The sequence below is a fragment of the Streptomyces sp. NBC_01166 genome (genome assembly GCF_045039765.1).
Lineage (GTDB): Bacteria > Actinomycetota > Actinomycetes > Streptomycetales > Streptomycetaceae > Streptomyces.
Map to the genome: position 1 here is coordinate 8,331,497 of NZ_CP108613.1, position 20,454 is coordinate 8,351,950.

17 protein-coding genes and 2 pseudogenes are annotated in these 20,454 nt (G+C 71.4%); 12 read left to right on the forward strand and 7 right to left on the reverse strand.

Features of this window, described 5'->3' with window-relative positions; genetic code table 11:
- Positions 1-37 precede the first annotated feature (37 nt).
- Positions 38-1,567 carry an alpha-L-fucosidase gene (locus OG379_RS37690; RefSeq protein WP_405667808.1) on the forward strand — a complete coding sequence of 510 codons (1,530 nt, stop codon included), beginning with the start codon at positions 38-40 and terminating at the stop codon, positions 1,565-1,567.
- Positions 1,568-1,579: 12 nt separating this feature from the next.
- Positions 1,580-4,312 (forward strand): family 78 glycoside hydrolase catalytic domain, encoded by a 2,733-nt coding sequence (locus OG379_RS37695; protein WP_405667809.1) that lies wholly within the window; start codon positions 1,580-1,582, stop codon positions 4,310-4,312.
- An 8-nt stretch (positions 4,313-4,320) separates the two neighbouring features.
- Here OG379_RS37695 and OG379_RS37700 read toward each other — a convergent pair whose 3' ends face one another.
- A complete protein-coding gene (locus tag OG379_RS37700; protein ID WP_405667811.1) occupies positions 4,321-5,316 on the reverse strand; it encodes an aldo/keto reductase in 996 nt (331 codons plus the stop codon).
- Positions 5,317-5,559: 243 nt separating this feature from the next.
- Here OG379_RS37700 and OG379_RS37705 point away from each other — a divergent pair, with 243 nt between their 5' ends.
- Genes OG379_RS37705 through OG379_RS37715 form a run of 3 tightly spaced genes read left to right on the forward strand, consistent with a single transcriptional unit; the run spans position 5,560 to position 8,632 of the window.
- Positions 5,560-6,819: a four-carbon acid sugar kinase family protein gene (locus tag OG379_RS37705; RefSeq protein ID WP_405667813.1), complete on the forward strand. Its 1,260-nt coding sequence runs from the start codon at positions 5,560-5,562 to the stop codon at positions 6,817-6,819.
- A complete protein-coding gene (gene pdxA / locus OG379_RS37710) occupies positions 6,816-7,859 on the forward strand; it encodes a 4-hydroxythreonine-4-phosphate dehydrogenase PdxA (protein WP_405667814.1) in 1,044 nt (347 codons plus the stop codon). The genes OG379_RS37705 and pdxA overlap by 4 nt, the downstream gene beginning before the upstream one ends.
- Positions 7,859-8,632 carry a DeoR/GlpR family DNA-binding transcription regulator gene (locus tag OG379_RS37715; RefSeq protein ID WP_405667815.1) on the forward strand — a complete coding sequence of 258 codons (774 nt, stop codon included), beginning with the start codon at positions 7,859-7,861 and terminating at the stop codon, positions 8,630-8,632. Before pdxA ends, OG379_RS37715 begins: the two co-directional genes overlap by 1 nt.
- 35 nt (positions 8,633-8,667) lie before the next feature.
- Here the strand turns inward: OG379_RS37715 and thpR are convergent, their stop codons facing one another.
- A complete protein-coding gene (thpR, locus tag OG379_RS37720) occupies positions 8,668-9,264 on the reverse strand; it encodes an RNA 2',3'-cyclic phosphodiesterase (protein ID WP_405667816.1) in 597 nt (198 codons plus the stop codon).
- A 171-nt stretch (positions 9,265-9,435) separates the two neighbouring features.
- On the reverse strand, positions 9,436-10,656 hold the full coding sequence (locus tag OG379_RS37725) for an alginate lyase family protein (RefSeq protein ID WP_405667817.1): 1,221 nt from the start codon (positions 10,654-10,656) through the stop codon (positions 9,436-9,438).
- 274 nt (positions 10,657-10,930) lie between these two features.
- On the opposite strand from OG379_RS37725, the gene OG379_RS37730 reads away from it, so the two are divergent.
- Both OG379_RS37730 and OG379_RS37735 read left to right on the forward strand, forming a co-directional pair.
- Positions 10,931-11,575 (forward strand): secreted protein/lipoprotein, encoded by a 645-nt coding sequence (locus OG379_RS37730; RefSeq protein WP_405667818.1) that lies wholly within the window; start codon positions 10,931-10,933, stop codon positions 11,573-11,575.
- 143 nt (positions 11,576-11,718) lie between these two features.
- The gene (locus tag OG379_RS37735) at positions 11,719-11,907 is read left to right on the forward strand and encodes a hypothetical protein (RefSeq protein ID WP_405667819.1); all 189 of its coding nucleotides are present in this window, start codon (positions 11,719-11,721) and stop codon (positions 11,905-11,907) included.
- Between the two features lie 39 nt (positions 11,908-11,946).
- Here OG379_RS37735 and OG379_RS37740 read toward each other — a convergent pair whose 3' ends face one another.
- Positions 11,947-14,208 carry an FUSC family protein gene (locus OG379_RS37740; protein ID WP_405667821.1) on the reverse strand — a complete coding sequence of 754 codons (2,262 nt, stop codon included), beginning with the start codon at positions 14,206-14,208 and terminating at the stop codon, positions 11,947-11,949.
- A 260-nt stretch (positions 14,209-14,468) separates the two neighbouring features.
- Here OG379_RS37740 and OG379_RS37745 point away from each other — a divergent pair, with 260 nt between their 5' ends.
- From OG379_RS37745 to OG379_RS37760, 4 genes and pseudogenes are all read left to right on the forward strand, one after another.
- Complete coding sequence (locus OG379_RS37745) at positions 14,469-15,065, forward strand: dihydrofolate reductase family protein (protein WP_405667823.1); 597 nt, start codon at positions 14,469-14,471, stop codon at positions 15,063-15,065.
- Between the two features lie 223 nt (positions 15,066-15,288).
- Positions 15,289-15,564 (forward strand): annotated as a pseudogene (locus OG379_RS37750) (transcriptional regulator); the annotation flags it as partial.
- A gap of 1 nt (position 15,565) precedes the next feature.
- Positions 15,566-15,778 (forward strand): annotated as a pseudogene (gene tpg, locus OG379_RS37755) (telomere-protecting terminal protein Tpg); the annotation flags it as partial.
- Between the two features lie 95 nt (positions 15,779-15,873).
- Entirely contained in the window at positions 15,874-16,422 is a 549-nt protein-coding gene (locus OG379_RS37760; protein ID WP_405667824.1) for a GNAT family N-acetyltransferase, read from the forward strand.
- 126 nt (positions 16,423-16,548) lie between these two features.
- Here the strand turns inward: OG379_RS37760 and OG379_RS37765 are convergent, their stop codons facing one another.
- Together OG379_RS37765 and eno are read right to left on the reverse strand one after the other, a co-directional pair.
- Positions 16,549-16,779 (reverse strand): hypothetical protein, encoded by a 231-nt coding sequence (locus OG379_RS37765; protein ID WP_405667825.1) that lies wholly within the window; start codon positions 16,777-16,779, stop codon positions 16,549-16,551.
- 112 nt (positions 16,780-16,891) lie between these two features.
- Positions 16,892-18,208, reverse strand: coding sequence for a phosphopyruvate hydratase (gene eno / locus OG379_RS37770; protein WP_405667826.1), 1,317 nt, complete (start codon positions 18,206-18,208; stop codon positions 16,892-16,894).
- Positions 18,209-18,370: 162 nt separating this feature from the next.
- Here eno and OG379_RS37775 point away from each other — a divergent pair, with 162 nt between their 5' ends.
- A complete protein-coding gene (locus OG379_RS37775; protein WP_362934410.1) occupies positions 18,371-18,793 on the forward strand; it encodes a MarR family transcriptional regulator in 423 nt (140 codons plus the stop codon).
- A gap of 141 nt (positions 18,794-18,934) precedes the next feature.
- Here OG379_RS37775 and OG379_RS37780 read toward each other — a convergent pair whose 3' ends face one another.
- On the reverse strand, positions 18,935-20,392 hold the full coding sequence (locus OG379_RS37780) for an amino acid permease (RefSeq protein ID WP_393760029.1): 1,458 nt from the start codon (positions 20,390-20,392) through the stop codon (positions 18,935-18,937).
- Positions 20,393-20,454: the final 62 nt, after the last annotated feature.

Genomic DNA, 20,454 nt, shown 5'->3' on the forward strand with positions numbered 1-20,454 from the left:
CATGCCACCTGAATGCCGTCAATGGAAGGGGAGTTGCATGAACACCGGCCACGACCGGAACATCACGTACCGGCCCGACTGGGAGTCGCTGCGCGGCCACCGCATCCCGGACTGGTTCCGCGACGCCAAGCTCGGAATCTGGGCGCACTGGGGCCCGCAGTCCGCAGCCCGCAGGGGCGACTGGTACGCCCGCCATCTGTACGGCCCGTACGAGGGCACCGAAGGTTTCGAGCAGGAGCGGACCGCCCGGCAGACCGCCCACCACCGCGAACGCTTCGGCCACCCGTCGGTGTTCGGCCACAAGGACCTGTGCCACTCCTGGAAGGCCGACCGCTTCGACCCGGAAGCCCTGATGGACCGCTTCCGCCGGACCGGCGCACGGTACTTCGTGTCCCTCGCGACGCACTGCGACAACTTCGACCTGTGGAACTCGGCCCGCCAGCCGTGGAACTCCGTCAACGTGGGACCGCGCACCGACATCGTCGCCCGCTGGGCCGACGCCGCCCGCTCTGCCGGCCTGCGCTTCGGCGTGAGCATGCACGCGGGGTCATGGACCTGGCGGTGGCTCGACGCCGCGTTCGGGCACGACACGGACGGCCCCCACGCCGGCGTCCCGTACGACGGGCACCTCACCGCCGCCGACGGGGCAGGTTCCTGGTGGCAGGGGCTCGACCCGCGAGACCTCTACGGCCGCCCTCGCCGGCCCGGCGAGAAGCCCGACGCGGCGTTCGTCGACGACTTCTACGCCCGCTTGAGCGACGTCGCGTTCCGCCACGACGCCGACCTCGTCTACCTCGACGACTCCCGCCTGCCCTTCGCCGAGGGCAGCGTGTGCCAGGCCGCCCCGCCCAGCCGCCGCGGCCTGGAATTCCTCGCCGACTACTACGCCCGGCGGCCCGAGGGCACCGTCTCCGTCAAGACGATCCCCGACGAGGACCGCGGCGCCGTGCTGCTGGACGTCGAACGCGGCCAGCTCGGCGGCCTCGACCCGCACCCGTGGCAGTACGACACCAGCATCGGCGACTGGTTCTACTGCGACGGCGAGCGCTACAAGACCGCCCCGGAGATCGTGCACCTGCTGGTCGACACCGTGGCGAAGAACGGCTGCCTGCTGCTCAACGTCCCCCAGCTCCCGGACGGCACCATCGACGAGCCGACCGGCGCCGTCCTCGACTCCCTCGGGGCCTGGACCTCACTGTGCGGAGAGGCCGTCTTCGGCAGCCGCCCCTGGAAGGTCCACGGAGAGGGTCCGACCGACGTGACCGGCGACCGCGCGCTGGAGAAGACCCTCAACTACACCCCCCGCGACATCCGCTTCACCACAGGCCAGGGAGACCGCCCCGCCCTCTACGCCTTCCTCATGGCCTGGCCCGACGACCGCACCGTCCGGATCGAGAGCCTCGGCACGGCGCGAGGGCTCGTCACCGCCCCGCCCCGCCGGATCAGCCTGCTCGGGACCGACGCCCCGGTCCGGTGGACGTCCGGCCACGACGCCCTCGACGTTCGCCTGCCCCCCGGGCCGCCCCCCACCCCCTACGCGCAGGTCCTGCGCGTCGAACTGGACTGAGGAGTTCCGGCCGTGCAGCATCCGACGACAGTGACCGCCCCCGTCCTCGAACACCACCGCCTCGCCCTCGGCATCGGCGAACCGGCCCCGCGCCTGAGCTGGCGGACCCGTACCGACGAACCCGACTGGGTCCAGCAGGCCTACCGCATCCGGATCGTGGGGGCCGACGGCGCCACACTCGCCGACACCGGCCGCACCCCAGGAGCCGACTGCGTGCTGGTGCCCTGGCCCGGCCCGCCGCTGCCCTCACGCACCCGCGCCAGCGTGCGGGTACGGGTGTGGGGCGGCGCGGACGGCGCACCCAGCCCCTGGTCCGAGGCCGCCACCGTCGAGACCGGGCTGCTGGCACCCTCCGACTGGTGCGCACGGCTCGTCACACCCGACACCGGCGACGACGAGGAGGCCCTGCCGGTGGCCCTGCTGCGCAGGGACTTCCGCATCGAGGGCGACATCGTCTCCGCCCGCCTCTACATCACCGCCCACGGCACGTACGAGCCCGAGATCAACGGCGCACGGGTGGGGGACGAAGTGCTCGAACCCGGCTGGACCTCCTACCACCACCGGCTGCGCTACCGCACCCACGACGTCACCGCCCTGCTGCGGCCGGGCCCCAACACCATCGGCGCACTGCTCGGTGAGGGCTGGCACTCCGGGCGCCTCGGCTGGGACGGCGGCCGGCGCCACCACTACGGCCGCCACCGGTCCCTGCTGGCCCAGCTGGAGATCCACCGGACGGACGGCACCACCCAGCTCGTCACGACCGACGACCACTGGACCTGGGCCACCGGACCGCTGGTGCGCTCCGAGCTCTACGACGGCGAGACCTACGACGCCCGCCTCGAGCGGGACGGCTGGTCACGGCCGGGCCACGACAGCCGCGACTGGACACGGGTGCGCGAACTCCCCCCACCCACCGCCCGGCTGACCGCGCCCACCGGCCCGCCGGTCCGCCGCACCCGCACCGTCCCCGTCCGCGAGGTGCTCACCACACCCTCCGGACGCACCGTCGTCGACTTCGGACAGAATCTGGTGGGACGGATCCGCCTGCGGGTGACCGGGCCGGCCGGACACACCGTCACTCTGCGTCATGCGGAGACTCTGGAGAACGGCGAACTGGCCCTGCGACCCCTGCGGCAGGCGTCCGCCACGGACAGGTACGTGATGCGCGGCACGGGCGCGCCGGAGACCTACGAACCCCGCTTCACCCTGCACGGCTTCCGGTACGCCGAGGTCGACGGCTGGCCCGGACCGTTCGACCCCACCGGCGTCGAGGCCGTCGTGCTGCACACCGACCTGGAGCGCACCGGCTGGTTCGAGAGCTCGGACCCGCTCCTGAACAGGTTCCACGAGAACGTCGTGCACTCCTTGCTCGGCAACTTCGTCGACATCCCGACCGACTGCCCGCAGCGCGACGAACGGCTCGGCTGGACGGGCGACATCGCTGTCTTCGCGCCCACCGCCGCCTTCCTCCACGACTGCACCGGCATGCTGGGCGGCTGGCTGCGGGACCTCGCGGCCGAGCAACTGGCCCGCCCCGACCACTCCGTGCCGCTGGTGGTCCCCGACATCCTCGACCCGCCGGCGGGCCACCAGCCGCACGCGCTGTGGGGCGACGCCGCCGTCCTGGTGCCGTGGGCGCTGTACCGCAACAGTGGCGACCTCGGACTGCTGCGCGCCCAGTACCCCTCCATGACCGCCTGGGTGGGTCTCGTGGCCGGCCGCGCGGCGGAGGGCGGCGGAGTCTGGCGGGACCCGGACCAGCTCGGCGACTGGCTCGACCCCGCGGCCCCGCCCGAGGACCCCGCCGCCGCCCGTACCGACGCCGAACTCGTGGCCGCCGCCCACCTCATCCACTCCACCGACCTCCTGGCCGAGATCGGGGAACTCCTCGACGAGAAGGACGATGCCGGCCGCCACCGCGCCCTGGCGGCACGCCTGCGTACCGCATTCGCCGACGAGTTCGTCACCCCGGCCGGCCGCCTGGCGTCCGACTCGCAGACCGCCTACGCGCTGGCGCTGTGCTTCGGGCTGCTCCCCGGGGAGCGACAGCGGCTGCGGGCCGGGGACCGCCTGGCGCAACTGGTGCGCCGGGCGGGCTTCCGCATCGCCACCGGCTTCGCGGGGACCCCCCTGATCTGCGACGCCCTGTCCCTGGCAGGTCATGCCCGTCTCGCCCATCGCATGGTCGCGGAACAGCACTGCCCCTCCTGGCTGTACCCCGTGACCATGGGGGCGACCACCGTGTGGGAGCGCTGGGACTCGATGCTTCCCGACGGCACCGTCAATCCCGGGCAGATGACGTCCTTCAACCACTACGCCCTCGGCTCCGTCGCCGACTGGCTCCACCGGACCGTCGCCGGACTCTCGGCGGCCGAACCAGGCTGGCGCCGCATCCGGGTGTCGCCGTCCCCCGGTGGCACGCTCACCCGGGCATGGGCCGCGCACCTCACCCCCTACGGGCGCGCGGAGGCGGGCTGGCGCATCGAAGGGCCCACCCTCGTGGTGGAGGTCCTGGTGCCGCCCGGGGCACAGGCCGACATCCACCTCCCCGGCCGGTCCGCGCCCCTGACCAGAGGCGCGGGACGCCATGTCGTCGAGGCCCCGCACCTCATCGACGACCGGCCCGTCACGGTGACGGGCCACCCGTTCGTCGCGGGGAGCGACCGCGACTGCGGCTGCGGGGCGCCGAACGCCGCGCCGCACCCCGAGCCGCACGGCCGGCCGCACGCGGAGACACCCCCCTGATGACGCGATCAGCGGTGGTACGGAGGCATGGGGCCGCGCAGTTCGGCCCCCACCTCCTCGCAGGCCGCGAGCACGTCGCCGGGCAGCGGGCCCGCCGAGGCCGCCTCCAGGTTGGCGCGCAACTGGCCCGTACCGGAGCAGCCGATCAGCACCGCGTCGGTCGACTCCCGGTGCAGCAGCCAGCGCAGCGCCAGCGCGGCAAGAGGAATCGCGGCGCCGTCGGCGACGGCCCGCAGCCGGGCCACGGCCGAGAACAGACCGTCGTTCCAGTAGCGGTCGTGGTAGGTGCCGGCGAGACGCGACGTACCGAACCGGCCCGCGCCGGGTTCCCTGCCACCGGCATAGCGGCCCGTCAGCAGACCGCCGGCCAGGGCGTTGTACGCCATGGTGCGCAGCCCGCGCGACGCGGGGTGCGTGGTGAACCCGGTGTACTCCTCCTCGACGCGACGGGCCAGCAGGTTGTGCAACTGCTGGGCGATCATCGGACGAGGCGCGCCCAGCTCGTCCGCGACACACATGAGATGAGCGATCTGCCAGGCGGGATGGTTGGAGACCCCGAGCGCCCGGATGCGGCCCTCAGCCGCGAACTGGGCCACCGCTTCCAGGGTCTCGGCGGCCGGGGTGACGTGATCGGGCTGGTGCAGATAGAAGATGTCGACATGGTCGGTGCCGAGCCGCTTCAGGCTGCCCTCGAGCGCCGCACGCAACCCGGCGCGCGACAGCGGGGCGTGGCCCTGATGGTCCTCGTGCGGCATCCCTGCCTTCGTGGCGAGGACCATGCGGTCGCGGCGGGAGGGGAGCAGCCCGGCGAGGATGCGCTCCGTCTCCCCGTCGGCGTAGACGTTCGCCGTGTCCACGCCCGTGACACCGGCGTCGAGTGCCATGTCCAGGAGACGGGCGGCATCCGCGCGGCCCACGGTGTCGCCGAACGTCATGGTGCCCAGCACCAGAGGGGAGAGCGGGAGGGAGATGTTCGGCAGGCGAACGTCATGGGCGGTGGACATCGGGAGACCCCTTCCACGGAGACGGCAACTGCGGTGAGTCCGCACGGCATTTGAGGCCTCGGGCGCCGACCAGTGGCCCGTCGGCACGACGGTGGCAGTCCTGCGTGATTCGCGCAAGAGTCATCGCGCGAATCACGCAGAGCTGCCATGCTGTGTCGTCGGAAGCCTCGATCGGCGGTGAGCCGACCGCACGGTGGTGCCCGCCGGTGACCTCGCGCAGCGCAATGGGAAAGGAGGCCGCTCGTGCCGCACGACCGGTTCGACCGGAAGACCTGTCCGTCCCTCGTCGTGCTGGCCGACGACCTGTCCGGTGCCGCGGAGTGCGCGTCCGTGCTGCCGTCGTGCCGGAGCATCGCCCTCGCCCCGGCCGAAACCCCGCCGCCGGGGGAGACCCTGGTGGCCGATCTCGACACGCGCAGACGCACCGTCACCCAGGCGGCAGGGCTCGTCGCACAGGCGGTCCGGCGGCACGGAGGAGACGGCGTCCGACTGCTCAAGAAGAGCGACTCACTGCTCCGGGGCCATTTCGCCGCCGAGGCCTCGGCATTCGCGGCGGGCGCGGGCGGTCTCGTCGTCGCCACCGCGCTGCCGGCAGGCGGCCGGACCGTCCGCGACGGCGTCGTACGGCTCCACGGCACGCCCCTCCACCACACCGACGCCTGGCATGCGGAGCCCGGCCCCCCGCCGCGGTCCGTGGCCGAGGCACTGGGCGTGGACGCCTCGGTCGTCCCCCTCACGGAGATCCGGGCCGGGATCCCGCATCTGGAACACCGTCTGCGCTCCGGCCTCGCCGGCGGAGCGGCCATGGTGTGCGACGCGGAGACCGACGCCGACCTGGACGCTGTCGCCGAGGCCCTGCTCCGTCTTCCGGAGACCGTGCGGACCATAGGCTCGGGCGGCATCACGGCCGCCCTGGGACGGCTGTCCGGCACGGCCGAACACCGTGCGGGTCCCGGCCGGCCGGGCGCTGGGCGCCGTCCCGTCGTGGTCGTCGTCGGCACCGCGCACCCCGGCGCCGGTGCGCAGATCGCGCAACTCACGCGGCGAGGAGCCCGCCACATCGCCTTCCACGCGGCGCCTCTGCTCGCCCACCCCGACGGCAGCCACCCGGCCGTCGCCGCCCTGACCGTCCCGGACTCCACGGTCCTGGTCCTCAGCATCGCCCCCACCACCGTCGTCGACCCTGCGGCCTCCCCTCACCTGGGCCGGGCCCTCGCCCGCACCGTCGCCCGGTTCCTTCCCGGCGAAGCGGACCTCGTCCTCACCGGCGGGGAGACCGCCCGCAGTCTCCTGGACGAACTCTCCGTCACCGCACTGCTGCCGGTCGGCCAGGTGCACCACGGCGCCGTGCTCTGCCGGACCGCGGACGGGCGCGGCGTCGTCACCCGCCCCGGCAGCTTCGGTGGCACCGACTCCCTCGTGCGCATGGTGGGTGCCCTGCGCGAACAGACCGGCCACGAAGTCCCGCTGACACCGCACACATCCGACGGAGGACCGCGATGAACCCCGCCGAACACACCCCCGGCCGCGCCCGCACGACGACGTCCGACCGCCGCCCGCTCGTCGCCGTCACCATGGGGGACGGCGCGGGTGTCGGCCCCGAGGTCGTCATGGCGGCACTCGGGCACCCGGACACCGTGCGCCGGAGCCGCCCCCTCGTCATAGGCGATGCCCGCAGGCTGCGCAGGGCCGCGGTGCTCGTCGGCAGCGAGGACACCGTCGTGCCGGTGGCCGGCCCCGGACAGGCGGACTGGACCCCGGGACGCGTGAACGTCGTCGACCTGGACCTGCTTCCCGCGGATCTGCCCTGGGGCCATCTCTCCGCCGAGGCGGGCGAGGCCGCCTACCGCTACGTCGAGGAGGCCGCACGACTCGCGGTGCGCGGCGAGGTCGACGCGATCTGCACGGCCCCCCTGAACAAGGAAGCCCTGCAGCTCGCCGGGCACCTCTACGCCGGGCACACCGAGCTGCTCGCGAGCCTCACGGGCGTCGACGAGGTGTCGATGATGCTGACGACCCCCGGCCTGAACGTCATCCACGTGACCACGCACCTCGGCCTGCTCGACGCCGTACACCGGATCGACCCGCCGCTCGTCGAGCGCACCGTGCGCCGCGGCCATGAGGCCCTGGTCCGTGCCGGTACCCCCGAGCCGGTCATCGGGGTGTGCGGCATCAACCCCCACGCCGGTGAGAACGGCCTCTTCGGCAACGGCGAGGAGGAGACGAAGATCGTCCCGGCGATCGCCGCGCTGCGCGCCGACGGCATCGACGCCCGAGGCCCGCTCCCCGCCGACACGGCGTTCTTCCTCGCGGCCCGCGGCGACTACGATCTGATCGTGGCGATGTACCACGACCAGGGCCACGCCCCGGTCAAGGTCCTCGGTATCGAGAACGGCGTCAACGTCACGGTCGGACTCCCCGTCATACGCACCTCCGTCGACCACGGCACCGCCTTCGACATCGCGGGAACCGGGACCGCCCGGGGCGACAGCATGGTCGAGGCGCTCCGCCAGGCGGTCGTACTCGCCACCGAAAGGCACTGATGACCAGCGCAGCCGCACGCGCCCGACGCGAAACCATCGTCGCCCTGGCCCAGGAGAGCGGTCTCGCCGGGGTCGACGAGCTGAGCACCCGGTTCGTGGTGAGCCCGTCCACGATCCGCCGTGACCTCGCCAAGCTCACCGCCGACGGACGCCTCGCCCGTACGTACGGCGGCGCCATGGCACCCGAGGCTCCGCTCCACCGGCGTACGGCACAGGCCCCCGAGGCCAAGCGGGCCATCGCGGCCCTCGCGATGACCCGCGTCGCGCAGGGCGGGACGGTCCTGCTCGACGCGGGCTCCACCGTCGCCGCACTCGCCCGCGCACTCCACGGCGCGAGGGACGATCTGACCGTGGTGACGCCCAGCCTGTCGGCTGTGCTCGAACTCGCGGGAGCCGAAGGCGTGCACGTCACCTGCCTGGGCGGCCACTACCGTCCGCTCAGCCACGCCTTCGTCGGGCCGCTCACCGAGGCCGCCCTGGAGCGCATGACGTTCGATGCGGCGTTTCTCGGCACCGACGGTGTCTCGCCCGAGCTCGGCATCTGTGAGGCAGGCGCGGAGCAGATCAGGCTCAAGGAGCTCATGGCCCGCCGTTCGCGCCGGGTGTACGTTCTCGCAGACGCGGCGAAGCTGGGCACGGCCCCCTTCCACGCCTGGGCCCCCTGGCAGCCGGGCTGGACGCTGGTGACCGACGCCTCGGCGGACCCGGACCAGGTGGACGCTCTGCGCACCCGCGGTGTCGAAGTCCTGCTCGCCGGACCGGCGGTGAGCTGACGGGCCGCCCTGCGCGCCGCCCCGGGTCGCTCCGTTCAGGATCCGGATCCATCTCCGCCGCCGAGTGCCCAGGCCTCGATGTCCCGGTAGTGGATCGGCCCACGGCTACGGCCGGCGTTGCTGCCGACCAGATGCAGACGCTCGGCAGTCCATGGGCTGCCGGTGAAGCCGGCGAACCCCTCGGCGATCTCTGCCGCCGAGGTGTGGTCCCCTCGGCGGGCACGAGCCAATGTCAGATGGGGGCGCAGGGGCCGGTCCTCGAAAGCGACACCGGAGCCCTTCACCGCCGTACGCACCTCGGCGGCGAGCATCTGCAGTTCGTCGAGCCCTCCGGCGATTCCGCTCCACAGCACCCGGTCGTCGAAGGTGCCGCTGCCGCGCAGGGCCAGCCGGGGCGGCCGGCGGTCCGCCGCCAGAAGGGCGAGGGGCCGGCGCAGGAGCGGCACGGTCTCGACCGGAAGCTCACCGAGGAAGGCCAGGGTGATGTGCCAGTCCTCGACGCGGTTCCAGCGCATGTGAGGGTGTGTGTCGTACGCGGGGCGCAGCTCCCGGGCCAGCTCCTCCTTCGCGTGGTCGGGCGGGGCGAGGGCGATGAACACGCGTACGGTCGCGGGCTGGGTCTGTTCGTTCACACAGGTCTTCGTACAGCATCCGGTAGGCCGGGCTCCGTACCGGGTCCGCATGGAGCCGTTCACAGCCGCCCCGGGAGGCCCGGCCCGGCGGCCGTGCCCGGAGGAGGCGCCCCCGCGCGGGGCCTTTCCTCCGGGCACGGCAGGGCGGGTGAGCCTGCTGATCCGGCCGGATCAGTTCGGGTTGTCGCCGTGGGTGAGCGTCTCCCAGGCCACGAAGAGGTTGTTGCTGCCGGCCGGGCGGTTCCGCTCGGTCAGCCGCTGGGTGTTGGTCATGGCGGTGCCGAGGCGGTTGTGCAGCGCGTTGTAGCCGACCTCGGTGACGGGGCCGAGGCCCGGATGCAGCGATCCGCCGCACAGCCAGGCCGGCGCAGGCTCGCCCAGCTCGTACTTGGACTGGAAGCCGAGCGCCTGCCGCAGCCGCTCTCCGACGTCCGTGCCGTAGAGGTCCTGGCCCTGGATCCGGCTGGTCTCGGCGATGTGGGCGATGGCAGAGATGCCGTACCCGGTGTGCGTGAAGTCGCGGCACGTTTCCTGGGTGAGCCCGGTGACGAAGGTGGACTGACCCTGCCAGTACTTGACGATCTTCGCGGTGGTGTCGAGGTTCTGGCTGGGCACGGTCCTGGGCACGGCGCCGTCGGAGGCGAGGTAGACGTACGCGGCCGTACGCGTCCGGAATCTGGCCATGGCCTTGTCGTAGGACGTCTTGTCGTCGAGGAACACCGATATGCCGACCGCGGCCTCCATCATCGACAGCTCCCAGTTGCCGTTGGAGTTGGAGCCGTTGATGACCTGGGGCAGGTAGACGTCGCGCAGCATGGTCGCGAAGCGCCCTGAGTTCGACCACGTTCCGGTGTAGGTGTACTTGATGATCTCGGCCGCCTTCGGCCAGGAGGAGCCGGCCCAGCCGGTCTGCAGCGGGGCGTTGCTGTTGGTGTGACTCTTGATCACCGCCGACCAGGCGTCCATCAGCTCGATCGACTTCTTCGCGTACCGCTCGTCGCGCGTGATGTACCAGGCGAGGGCGTTGGTGTAGGCGGCTATCGCGTCCTCACGCTCGTCCGTGCAGCCGTAGTTGGGGTTCGAGTAGGAACCGCACTCGACGGTCACCCGGGGCTTGGCGGTGCGGCTCGGGTCGGCGTACTTGCTCGCCATCATCTGGTCGAACGCGCCCTTCCAGGGCTGGGCCCCGGCGTCGACCTTGTCGCGGGCGAAGTCCAGCTGGCCTTCGGAGACGGTGACGCCGGGGTGCGTGAAGGCGGCGGGCGCGGCCTCGGCAGGGTGGACGCCGGGCAGGGAGAGGAAGCCGGCGGTCAGAGCAGCGGTCGCGACGGCCGCGCCGAGCGTGAGCGCCGGCCGTCGAACGTAGCGGTGGAACGCGGAGATGTCAGGCATGTGGGGGCCCGTCCGTTCGTTTATGTGAACGATGCACTGGATGTTGAACACTCGCGCTGATCGGTGACCATAGGTACAGACCAGAAACCCGTCAAGACCCTGCCGTGAAACAACTGCCCAATTACCGTTCACGGATGAGAACTTGGCCGAGCAGGGGCCCCGACGCCGAACCGGGGTACGCCGTTCGGCGACGCGAGGCCCGGGGGCGGTGACCTGAGGAGGCCGTGCGTCGTTGAGCCGCTGATCGATATCGCACGGCGAACCGGGAGTACTGATGGTGACGGCTCGGCAGAAGTGCTCCCGGTCGGGCGTCGCGCTCCGGTGCGGTGCCGCGACGCTCGTTCTCGTCCTGACCGGCTGCGGGGACGGCCATGGGCACGGCGAAAGCGACGCGAAACCACCCACGGACCCGACCACGAGGGCCACGTCCGCCGCAGCGGTGCCCAGGGCCGCGCACTCTCTCCCGCCGAGCGGTACGGCTGACGGGGCGACCGAGGCCGAGGTGCTGGAGGTGTACGGCCTGATGTGGGCGGAGCAGATCAAGGCGTACCGGGCTGCCTCGGCCGGCGGGACGGACCTGAAGCGGTACACGGCGCCCGACGTGTGGACCGCGTTCGAGGCGGATCTGGCCCGCATGGACAAGGAGCGCACGGTGATGCGTGGCGACCTCCGACATGAACCGGAGGCCATCGTGCCCGCCGACGCGCAGCCGCCCGCGGCTACGGTGAAGGACTGCGTGGACGCGTCGAACTGGCAGACCCTCGACACGACGACCGGCTGGCGGATTCCGCCGCCGCCCGGTCAGCCGGCCAGGTACGCGGTCACGGCGAAGTTGGAGCGGGTGAACGGGGAACGTTGGACGGTCACCGAGTACACCCCGCACAGGACCCGCCCGTGCCAGGGCCTGTCCGACAACTGATCATCGAGCCGCGTGCCCTCTGACGCATTGGCCTTGCCCTTCCGCGACCGGCCGGTGATTCTGGACCGGTGCCAGGTCAGAGGAAGAGGAAGCACCGGCAGGAGGCGGCGAGGCAGCGGCTCACTGCTCGCACCGCCCCGGACATGGGGCGATGGGAGGTGCTCCTCGAGACCCGGGACGAGGCAGAGTTCCGTGACTGCCTGCGCCGTCTCCGGGAGGCACGGATCGACGAGTCGCTGATCCGGATCGACACGCTGTGCGGACGCCTGGTGCAGCCGACCACCTATCGGCTGAGCCGGTTCGTGGCAGGGCCCGACGCACGGACCGGCTGACCCGGGCGGCTGGGAGCGGACAGGGCCCAGGGGGAGTCCTCAGCCGTGCAGGGCCTTCGACTCGGCGCGGTCGGCCACCGGCACGTCAAGGGGGCGGGCGAGCCCCACCACACCCTCGTCGAGACGCTGCAGGTGACGCAGCACGCGGAAGGTCACCGTCCCCGACGGCTGGGTGCCGGACCCGTCGTCCCGCAGCGTCGAGGCGATGGTGGCACCGGACTCGACCTCACCCTTGGCACCCTCGTCCTCGACGTAGGCGCCGAGCACCTCGATGTTGTGGGCGATCCGCTGCCCCGCCCGGTGGAGCCGCGGATCTGCCGCGACGGTCTTGCTGTGCGGCACGAGCTCCGCGGTCGCCGCCAGCGAACGGGCGTGATACGCACACGTCTCCAGGAGCGCCACCAGGTAGCGGACGGTCTGGCGGCGGCCGCGCAGAGGAGTGATCGGGTAGGTCAACGGGTTGGTGGAATCGCGTAGTTCGTCCAGCGCCGTGTCCAGGCTGCGCGCCTTGCCGAGCAGGTCGGACGCGGGCCCACCGCTGAGCTGCTCCACCGCTGCGGACGCGACGTCACCCAGCCGTTCCAGGACGGTTCCCAGCAGTTCGTCGGTACGGCGGTCGGTGCGCACCGGCAGCACCAGGACAGCGGCGATGACACCGCACGCCGCGCCGATCGCGGTTTCCTCGATGCGCAGCACCAACACGTCGAAGCTGTACGAGTTCAGCAAGGTGTACAGCAGGCCCAGCATGGCCGTGACGAAGAAGGACATGACCGCGTACGACAGCGGTGCGGTGAAGAACATCGCGAAGATGAAGACGAGGACCAGCGCGAACGAGACCCACGTGTGGTCCCCGACCAGCCCCGCCAGCCCGACACCCGCGACCGCGCCCAGCAGGGTGCCCAGGAGCCGCCGGTAACCCTTGACCAGGATCTCACCGGTGGAAGCGGTGTTGAGGAAGACCACCCAGCACGTGAGAACGGCCCAGTACCAGCGCTGGGAGGAGAGGAACTCGCCGCCGACCATGGCCAGCACCGAGCCCACCGACACCTGGAAGGCGGCCCTCGTGGTGGGACGCTGCAACCCGGACCGCTCCTCGTCCCCAGGCGTCTCGGAGGAGGCCAGCGCGATGTCCTCCGCGTCGAATTCCTCACGCGAACGGGTCGTGGCCGGAGAGTCGTCCGACTCGTCCTGGGGCCCGTCCAGCGCGAGCCGCAGCCCGAGGACGGACCGGGCGGCCTCGCCGATGCCCCGGAACGCGTCCTGGATGCCCGACGGCGCGGAGGGAAGCCTCTCCTCGTCGCGGTAGCCGAGCAGCCTGTTACGGATGTGGGCGACCGCCGTGCCGCCGTCGCGCGCCGCCGGACGGCTCACCAGGAGGTGCAGCGCCTTGAGGTCCCGGCGCAGGGCGATGGTCGCGTCGTCCTCGGCCGGCCTCCAGTCCCCGGTCAGCGGCACGGGCGCGTGAGGCAGATGCAGGGTGAGGGTGTCGGCACTCTCGACGCTGCGGGCGTTCAACAGCAGCATTCCCAGCCGCTCGGTGGCGATCTCGGCGTCCGCGACCCGGCGTTGGAGCAGCGCCGCCTTGTCCGCGTCCGAAGTCCCCTCCTCCAGGCGGCCCTGGATCATCAGAGCGGTCTCATGCAGCCGCGCGGTGCGCCGCCGCATGTCGTCGAGCACCTTCTCCAGCTGCTCGGGGCCGGCGTCGAGGAGCTCGATCTGCACGGAGACGAGCTGGGCCAGCCGCGTCCGGAACGCGTCGCGCAGCCGTGCCAGGACGCGTTGGGGCGTTTCCGGGACGACGCCGAACCGCACCACCGCGCTGCAGCCGAATCCGATGGCCAGAGCCAGATAGAGCTCCGGCAGGGCAGCTGTCGAGGCACCGACGAACAGCGAGAGGAAGTAGACCTGGAAGCCGATGAGGCCAAGTGCCGTGCCACGCTCGCCGAACCGGCGGCAGTAGACGGCACCGAAGATGAGGGCGATGAAGAACAGGTCGCCCGCGACGACCTGCGAAGTCAACAGGGCGCCCAGCGACATCGCGGCGAGCGAGACCGGCAGGCCGAGGGCGAGCGTGACCGCCTGGTCGCGCACCAGCTTGTCCTTGACGGCGAAGGTGGCGGTCATCGCCGTCATCGCCCCGGCGACCATGTGGTTGACGCCGGTGCCCAGCAGGGCCAGAACCACCAGCGTGAGGGCGATCGCCGAGACGGTCCGTAGCCCCGCCGTGAGCCTCAGCAGCCCCGGATCGGACGCCGCGAACCGATCCCACAACCTGGCCCCGCCCCGCCGCACTGCCCTCACCCTGCACTTTCTCCGCTACCCGCCGTGGTCCTACGTGCCCTTCAGCATTGCACGGCAGGGAACCCGAGGACGAACGGTCGGCCCCGTCCTGAGACGCGGTGCACACCGCCGAACTCCCGCCGAGGCCGGGCTCACGGGCCGTCGGCACGATACGTCCGGTGACCTCGTCGGGTGACCGGCCCGGGGAATTCCGCGAGCCGCGAGAGCCCTGCGGCATCCGGCGGCCGTACTGTCGAACCCGTTACCGAGGAGGACTGCTGATGCGCAGCGTGACCTATTCGATGGGCGTCTCACTCGACGGCTACATCGTCGGCCCGGACGGCGACTTCGACTGGACGGAACCCGACGAGGAGGTCTTTCGCTTCTGGATCGACGACATCCGAGAGGTGGGCGTCCACCTGATGGGGCGACGGCTGTACGAGACGATGCTGTACTGGGAGACCGCCGACGAGGACCCGGCGCTCGACGACTCGACGCTCGAATGGACCGCCCTCTGGAAGCCGCTCCCCAAGGTGGTGTTCTCCACCACGCTGTCGGCGGTGCAGGGCAATGCCCGCCTCGCCTCCGGCGGCCTTGCGGAGGAGATCGAACGGTTGCGGGCCGAGCCGGGGGAGGGCGACATCGCGATCGGCGGCGCGACCCTGGCCGCCGAGGCGGTCGCGGCGGGTCTGGTCGACGAGTACCGGGCCATGGTCTACCCGGTGCTGGTCGGCGGTGGCATCCCGTTCTTTCCCCGGCGTGAGCAACGGGTGGACCTCGAACTCGTGGAGACCCGCACCTTCCGCTCGAAGGTCGTCTACCTCCGGTACCGCGCAGCGCGTCAGCCGGCTCGTCCGCAGAACTCCGGGACACCCTAGGGAGCACGACCACGCCCGCCCAACTGCCCCGCCCGCCCATCCGCGCAGTCTTCGCACGGGTTAAAGGCGCGGGTAAATCCGAGGGGGAGGGCTGTTAGTGTCCAGGGGTGGAGGTGGACAGGCATGGCATCTGAGGAAGAGCTGTTCGCCTCGGTCGACGCGCTGTTGGAGGAGGGGCCTCAGCTCCCGCCCCCGTCGGAGCGCGCCCGGCTCCGTGAGGCCGCCGGCATCGTTCCTCGACCTCTCTCACATCGAGCTCGACCCACGTCTGCCGTCACCGTTCACACCGACCGGTGAACGGCCCACCTGACCGGCCTGGTACCAGACCCACACCGTCGCCTACGCCCAGGAGCTCGGCCACAACGTCGCCCCGCTCGAGGCGTACCTGCGCCGCGAGACCGGTGCGTATCTCGACCCGTGGCACGACCGCCTCAAGGCCGCCTACGTCGAAACGCTCGCCGACCTCGGCGTCACCAAGGACCTCACCGACACCGAATTCCGACGGCCGTTTCCGCCGCCTCACGGTCCGCCTCCCCGCCGAGTTCGCCCAGCGCCTGTTCGACGCCCGTGACGCCGGTGCCGGCGACCAGCAGATGCGCGACATCATCGCCGAGGGATTCAAGGAAACCTACTTCCAGGACGGCGGGAGCCGCGCCATGGGAATCTCGGACGTCGCCATCAACGACATCGACTACCTCGACCTTGACTACTGATCAGGACATGCGAGGAGTGCGACACATGGCTTGCTCCGTCTCCCGCGGACACGGATTCGGACCACGCCCACAAGGCGTGCGATAGGTTGCCCGCCATGACTGGACTCGGACCCGTGGCCTGGCCACCCACCCCTATAAGGACCGCACGGCTTGTGCTCCGCGAGTCCGAGGCCCGGGACCGTGCGGCGTTCATCGAGCTGTTCTCCTCGCCGGAGGTGCGCACCTACCTCGGTGGCCCACGACCGCGCGAAGAGCTCGAACGCGCGGTGCCTGAGGTGCCCGGGCAGCGCCCCGGCCTCTTCGTGGTCGACCTCGACGGAGCGATGATCGGGATGGTCGCGCTCGACAGGCGCGAAGCCGAACGCCCGGGGCACGTCCGCCCGGATGCCGGGGAAGCCGAACTCGGCTACACCTTCCTGCCGCAGGCGTGGGGCCGCGGGTACGCCGTCGAGGCGTGCGCAGCCGCACTCGACTGGCTCGCCGACGTACGCCCCGGCGAGCCGGTGGTGCTCTGCACCCAGACCGCCAACGACCGCTCGATGCGCCTCGCGGCCAAGCTGGGGTTCACCGAGGTGGAGCGCTTCGAGGAGTACGGCGCCGAACAGTGGTTCGGCGTGCGGTCCTGGGACAAGTCGTCCGGTTGAGGTCCGGCCCGAGCGGCCTCGCGCGTGTTCCCGCCGACGAGGCGGCGGAGCAGATGCGGCCCGTCACCCTCCGGGGGCACCTACCGGGACACGCGCGCCCAGCACTCGCTCCGCGCTCGCCGGCGTCTACTCGAAGGACATGGGTGTGCCGTGCTCGACCGGCGAGCCGCTTTCCGTGGTGTGAAGTACGGGCGCGCGGCCGGGCAGCAGCCCCCACCCGATGCCGCGCTCCGTGCGCACGTACAGCAGGTGCGGCGGGGTGCCGTAGCCGGGGACGATCAGACGGCCGTCCGCGTCAAGGTGCCCGTCCGTCGCGGACACGTGCGCGGACCGGTTGACGAAGTCGTCGTCGGCCACACCGGGGAAGCCGACCCCCGTAACGAGAAGTGCGTGCCGCGCATATTGCGCGGCACGCACAAAACCGGGGACCGTGCTCGGGGGCCCGCGTGCCTCTACCTCTGTCCGCTGATCACGCCCGACGCAGTGCGGAGCCGCCCGCGTAGTGCGCCGAGTCGCCCAGCTCCTCTTCGATCCGGATGAGTTGGTTGTACTTCGCCGTGCGGTCGGAGCGGGAGAGTGAGCCGGTCTTGATCTGACCGCATCCGGTCGCCACCGCCAGATCCGCGATGGTGGTGTCCTCCGTCTCACCCGAGCGATGTGACATGACAGCAGTCCAGCCCGCCTGGTGGGCCGTGGTCACCGCGGCCAGCGCCTCTGTCAGCGTCCCGATCTGATTGACCTTGACCAGGACCGAGTTGCCGACGCCGGTGCGGGTGCCCTCGCGCAGCAACGTCTCGTTGGTGCAGAACACGTCGTCGCCGACGAGCTGGCAGCGGTCGCCCACGAGGGCGGTCAGCTCGCGCCAGCCGTCCAGATCGTTCTCCGCCATCGGGTCCTCGATGGAGACGACCGGGTAGGCGTCGATGAGCTTGGCCAGGTAGTCGGCGTTCTCGGAGGGTGTGCGGCACACCCCCTCGCCCGCGTAGTCGTACACGCCGTCACGGAAGAACTCCGACGACGCCGGGTCCATGAGCAGGCCGATGTCCGTGCCGGGGCGGTAGCCGGTGCGCTCGATGGCGGCCATCACGAAATCGAGCGCCTCCTCGGCGGTGCGCAGCGCGGGTGCGAAGCCACCCTCGTCGCCCACGGCCGTGGAGTGTCCGGCGGCCAGCAGGTCGCGGCGCAGGGTGTGGAAGACCTCGCTGCCCATCCGGACAGCCTCGGCGAAGGTGTCCGCGCCCACGGGGGCGATCATGAACTCCTGGAAATCCAGCGGATTGTCGGCGTGGGCGCCGCCGTTGACGATGTTCATCATCGGCAGCGGCAGGAGGTGGGCGCCGGCGCCGCCGAGGTAGCGGTAGAGGGGTAGGCGGTGGGCCGCCGCAGCGGCCTTTGCGGCGGCGAGGGAGACGCCGAGGATCGCGTTGGCGCCGAGCCGGGACTTCGTGGCGGTGCCGTCGAGGGCGACCAGCGCGGCGTCGAGACCCGCCTGGTCCGCCCCGTCCCGGCCGCGCACCGCCGCCGCGATCTCCCCGTTGACGTGGGACACCGCCCGGTCGACACCCTTGCCGTGCCAGCGCGCGGGGTCCCCGTCGCGCAGTTCCACGGCCTCCCGAGTACCGGTGGAGGCGCCGGAGGGGACAGCCGCCCGCCCCAGGGAGCCGTCCGCCAGGACGACGTCGACCTCGACCGTGGGGTTGCCCCGGCTGTCGATGATCCGGCGCGCGGTGACGGTCTCGACGGTGGCGTCGGTGTTTCCGGCGGGTTCGGCTGTTTTTGCGGACATGGGAGTTCCTTCCCGTTGTCATGTGCCGTGGCCCGGCTGCGACAACGCTGGCGCTGAGCCCGACAACGCCAAACTCTACAGCAATGCTGCTCAGTTTGGCTGTACAGCTTTGCTGTGCAGATCAGCCGCACAGCGACGCTGACCAGCGGGGTAGAGTGCCCTATGCCCACCTCGGAAGCCGCCGCCATCGCCGCCGAACTGCGCACGGCGATGGGCAAGCTCACCCGACGCGTCAAACACGAGGACCGCATCCCGCTGGGCCAGGTCGCCGTGCTCGGCGTACTCGACCGCGACGGGGCTATGACCACCAGCGATCTCGCCGCCGACCAGCGCGTACGACCCCAGTCGATGGCGCGGGCGGTGGGGCTGCTGATGGAGCAGAAGCTGATCACGCGCCGGGCGCACCCCACGGACGGCCGCAAGTCGCTGGTCGAGCTGTCGGACGCGGGCCGGGCCGCACTGGAAGCAGAGCGCGGCCGCAGGGCCGGTTGGCTCGCGCAGGCCATCGAGGCCGAGCTCACGGAAGAGGAGCGGGCGTTGCTGGCACGGAGCGCCGCCCTGCTGGAGCGGCTCGCCACACGCTAGCGCCCCGACAGGCAAGGGCCGCGTACCCCTTCGCCGCACCGGCCCCGGACGCCCGAACGGCGTGTGGCCCCCACCCGGAGGCAGGGGCCACACTCAGCGTTCAGCCGGGCGCAGGAACAGCCCGGCCGGCGCGATAAGGGCTCAGGCGTCCTGCCCGGCCCGTGCCATCTCGCGCACCCGGCCGCGGACGACGAACCAGCCGCCGACCAGCGCCGCCGCGATCAGCGGCAGGAACATCACGGTCGTACGGCCGACCCCGCCGCCCCACCACATCAGGAAGGCCACGCAGCAGAGGAACAGCAGGGTGACGATCTGGGTGTACGGGGCCCACGGCAGGCGGTAGGCGGGCCTCGTGACCCGGCCGTCCTGCGAGCGGTGCCAGAACACCAGGGAACAGAGCATGATCATGCCCCACGTCCCGAGGATCCCGATGGACGCGAAGTTCAGCACGATCTCGAAAGCCTGGCCGGGCACCACGTAGTTCAGCCCGACGCCCAGCACCCCGAACCCCGCCGTCAGCAGAATGCCTCCGTAGGGGACCTGCCCCTTGTTCATCAGGCCGGTGAAGCGGGGGGCGGAACCTGACAGCGCCATGGAGCGCAGGATGCGGCCGGTGGAGTAGAGGCCGGAGTTCAGGCTGGACAGGGCGGCGGTCAGTACGACCAGGTTCATCACACCGGCCGCACCCGGAACGCCGAGCTTGTCCATCACGGTGACGAACGGGCTCTGGTCCCCGGAGTAGGCGGTGTAGGGCAGCAGCAGCGCGAGCAGCACCACCGAGCCGACGTAGAACAGTCCGACCCGCCACATGATGGAGTTGATCGCACGGGGCATGATCTTCTCGGGATTCTCGGTCTCACCGGCGGCGACACCGCACAGCTCGACGGACGCGTAGGCGAAGACGACGCCCTGGATCACGAGAAGCATCGGCAGCGTGCCGACAGGGAAGACGCCGGTGTCCGAGACGGTGGACAGGCCCGGGGTGTGGCCGTCCACCGGATGCTGGGTGACGACGAGGAAGATGCCGATCAGCATGAAGGCGACCAGGGCCGCCACCTTGATGATCGCGAACCAGAACTCCATCTCGCCGAAGTACTTCACCGAGATGAGGTTGGCCGCGAGTACCACGGCGAGGGCGGTCAAGGCGAGGATCCACTGCGGGACGTCACTGAACATGCCCCAGAAGTGGGCGTACGTCGCCGCCGCGGTGATGTCCGCGATCGCGGTGGTGGACCAGTTGAGGAAGTACAGCCAGCCGGCCGCGAAGGCGCCCTTCTCGCCCATGAACTCACGGGCGTAGGAGACGAAGGCGCCGGACGACGGGCGGTAGAGGATCAGCTCACCCAGCGCGCGTACGACGAAGAACGCGAAGACACCGCAGACGGCGTAGGCGATGGCGAGCGAGGGGCCGGCATCGGCGAGACGCCCTCCCGCACCCAGGAAGAGCCCGGTGCCGATCGCTCCGCCGATGGCGATCATGTTGATGTGGCGGGATTTGAGGTCCTTGCTGTAACCGGCGTCGCCGGCGTCCACGTGGGGGGAGCTCGCCGGTGTCTCGGTGGCGGGCTGACCGGCTGCTGCGATGCTGCCGTCGCTCATGGAAGGGGTTCGCCTTTGTGAGGGGAAGATGGCCGATCCCGGCCGGGCCCGTGGGGGAAGGA

Coding starts and splice junctions, on each gene's coding strand:
- OG379_RS37690 (WP_405667808.1), top strand. CDS start 38: ATGAACACCGGCCACGACCGGAACATCACGTACCGGCCCGACTGGGAG.
- OG379_RS37700 (WP_405667811.1), bottom strand. CDS start 5,316: ATGTCCACCGCCCATGACGTTCGCCTGCCGAACATCTCCCTCCCGCTC.
- pdxA (WP_405667814.1), top strand. CDS start 6,816: ATGAACCCCGCCGAACACACCCCCGGCCGCGCCCGCACGACGACGTCC.
- OG379_RS37715 (WP_405667815.1), top strand. CDS start 7,859: ATGACCAGCGCAGCCGCACGCGCCCGACGCGAAACCATCGTCGCCCTG.
- OG379_RS37725 (WP_405667817.1), bottom strand. CDS start 10,656: ATGCCTGACATCTCCGCGTTCCACCGCTACGTTCGACGGCCGGCGCTC.
- OG379_RS37730 (WP_405667818.1), top strand. CDS start 10,931: ATGGTGACGGCTCGGCAGAAGTGCTCCCGGTCGGGCGTCGCGCTCCGG.
- OG379_RS37735 (WP_405667819.1), top strand. CDS start 11,719: ATGGGGCGATGGGAGGTGCTCCTCGAGACCCGGGACGAGGCAGAGTTC.
- OG379_RS37745 (WP_405667823.1), top strand. CDS start 14,469: ATGCGCAGCGTGACCTATTCGATGGGCGTCTCACTCGACGGCTACATC.
- OG379_RS37760 (WP_405667824.1), top strand. CDS start 15,874: ATGACTGGACTCGGACCCGTGGCCTGGCCACCCACCCCTATAAGGACC.
- eno (WP_405667826.1), bottom strand. CDS start 18,208: ATGTCCGCAAAAACAGCCGAACCCGCCGGAAACACCGACGCCACCGTC.
- OG379_RS37775 (WP_362934410.1), top strand. CDS start 18,371: ATGCCCACCTCGGAAGCCGCCGCCATCGCCGCCGAACTGCGCACGGCG.
- OG379_RS37780 (WP_393760029.1), bottom strand. CDS start 20,392: ATGAGCGACGGCAGCATCGCAGCAGCCGGTCAGCCCGCCACCGAGACA.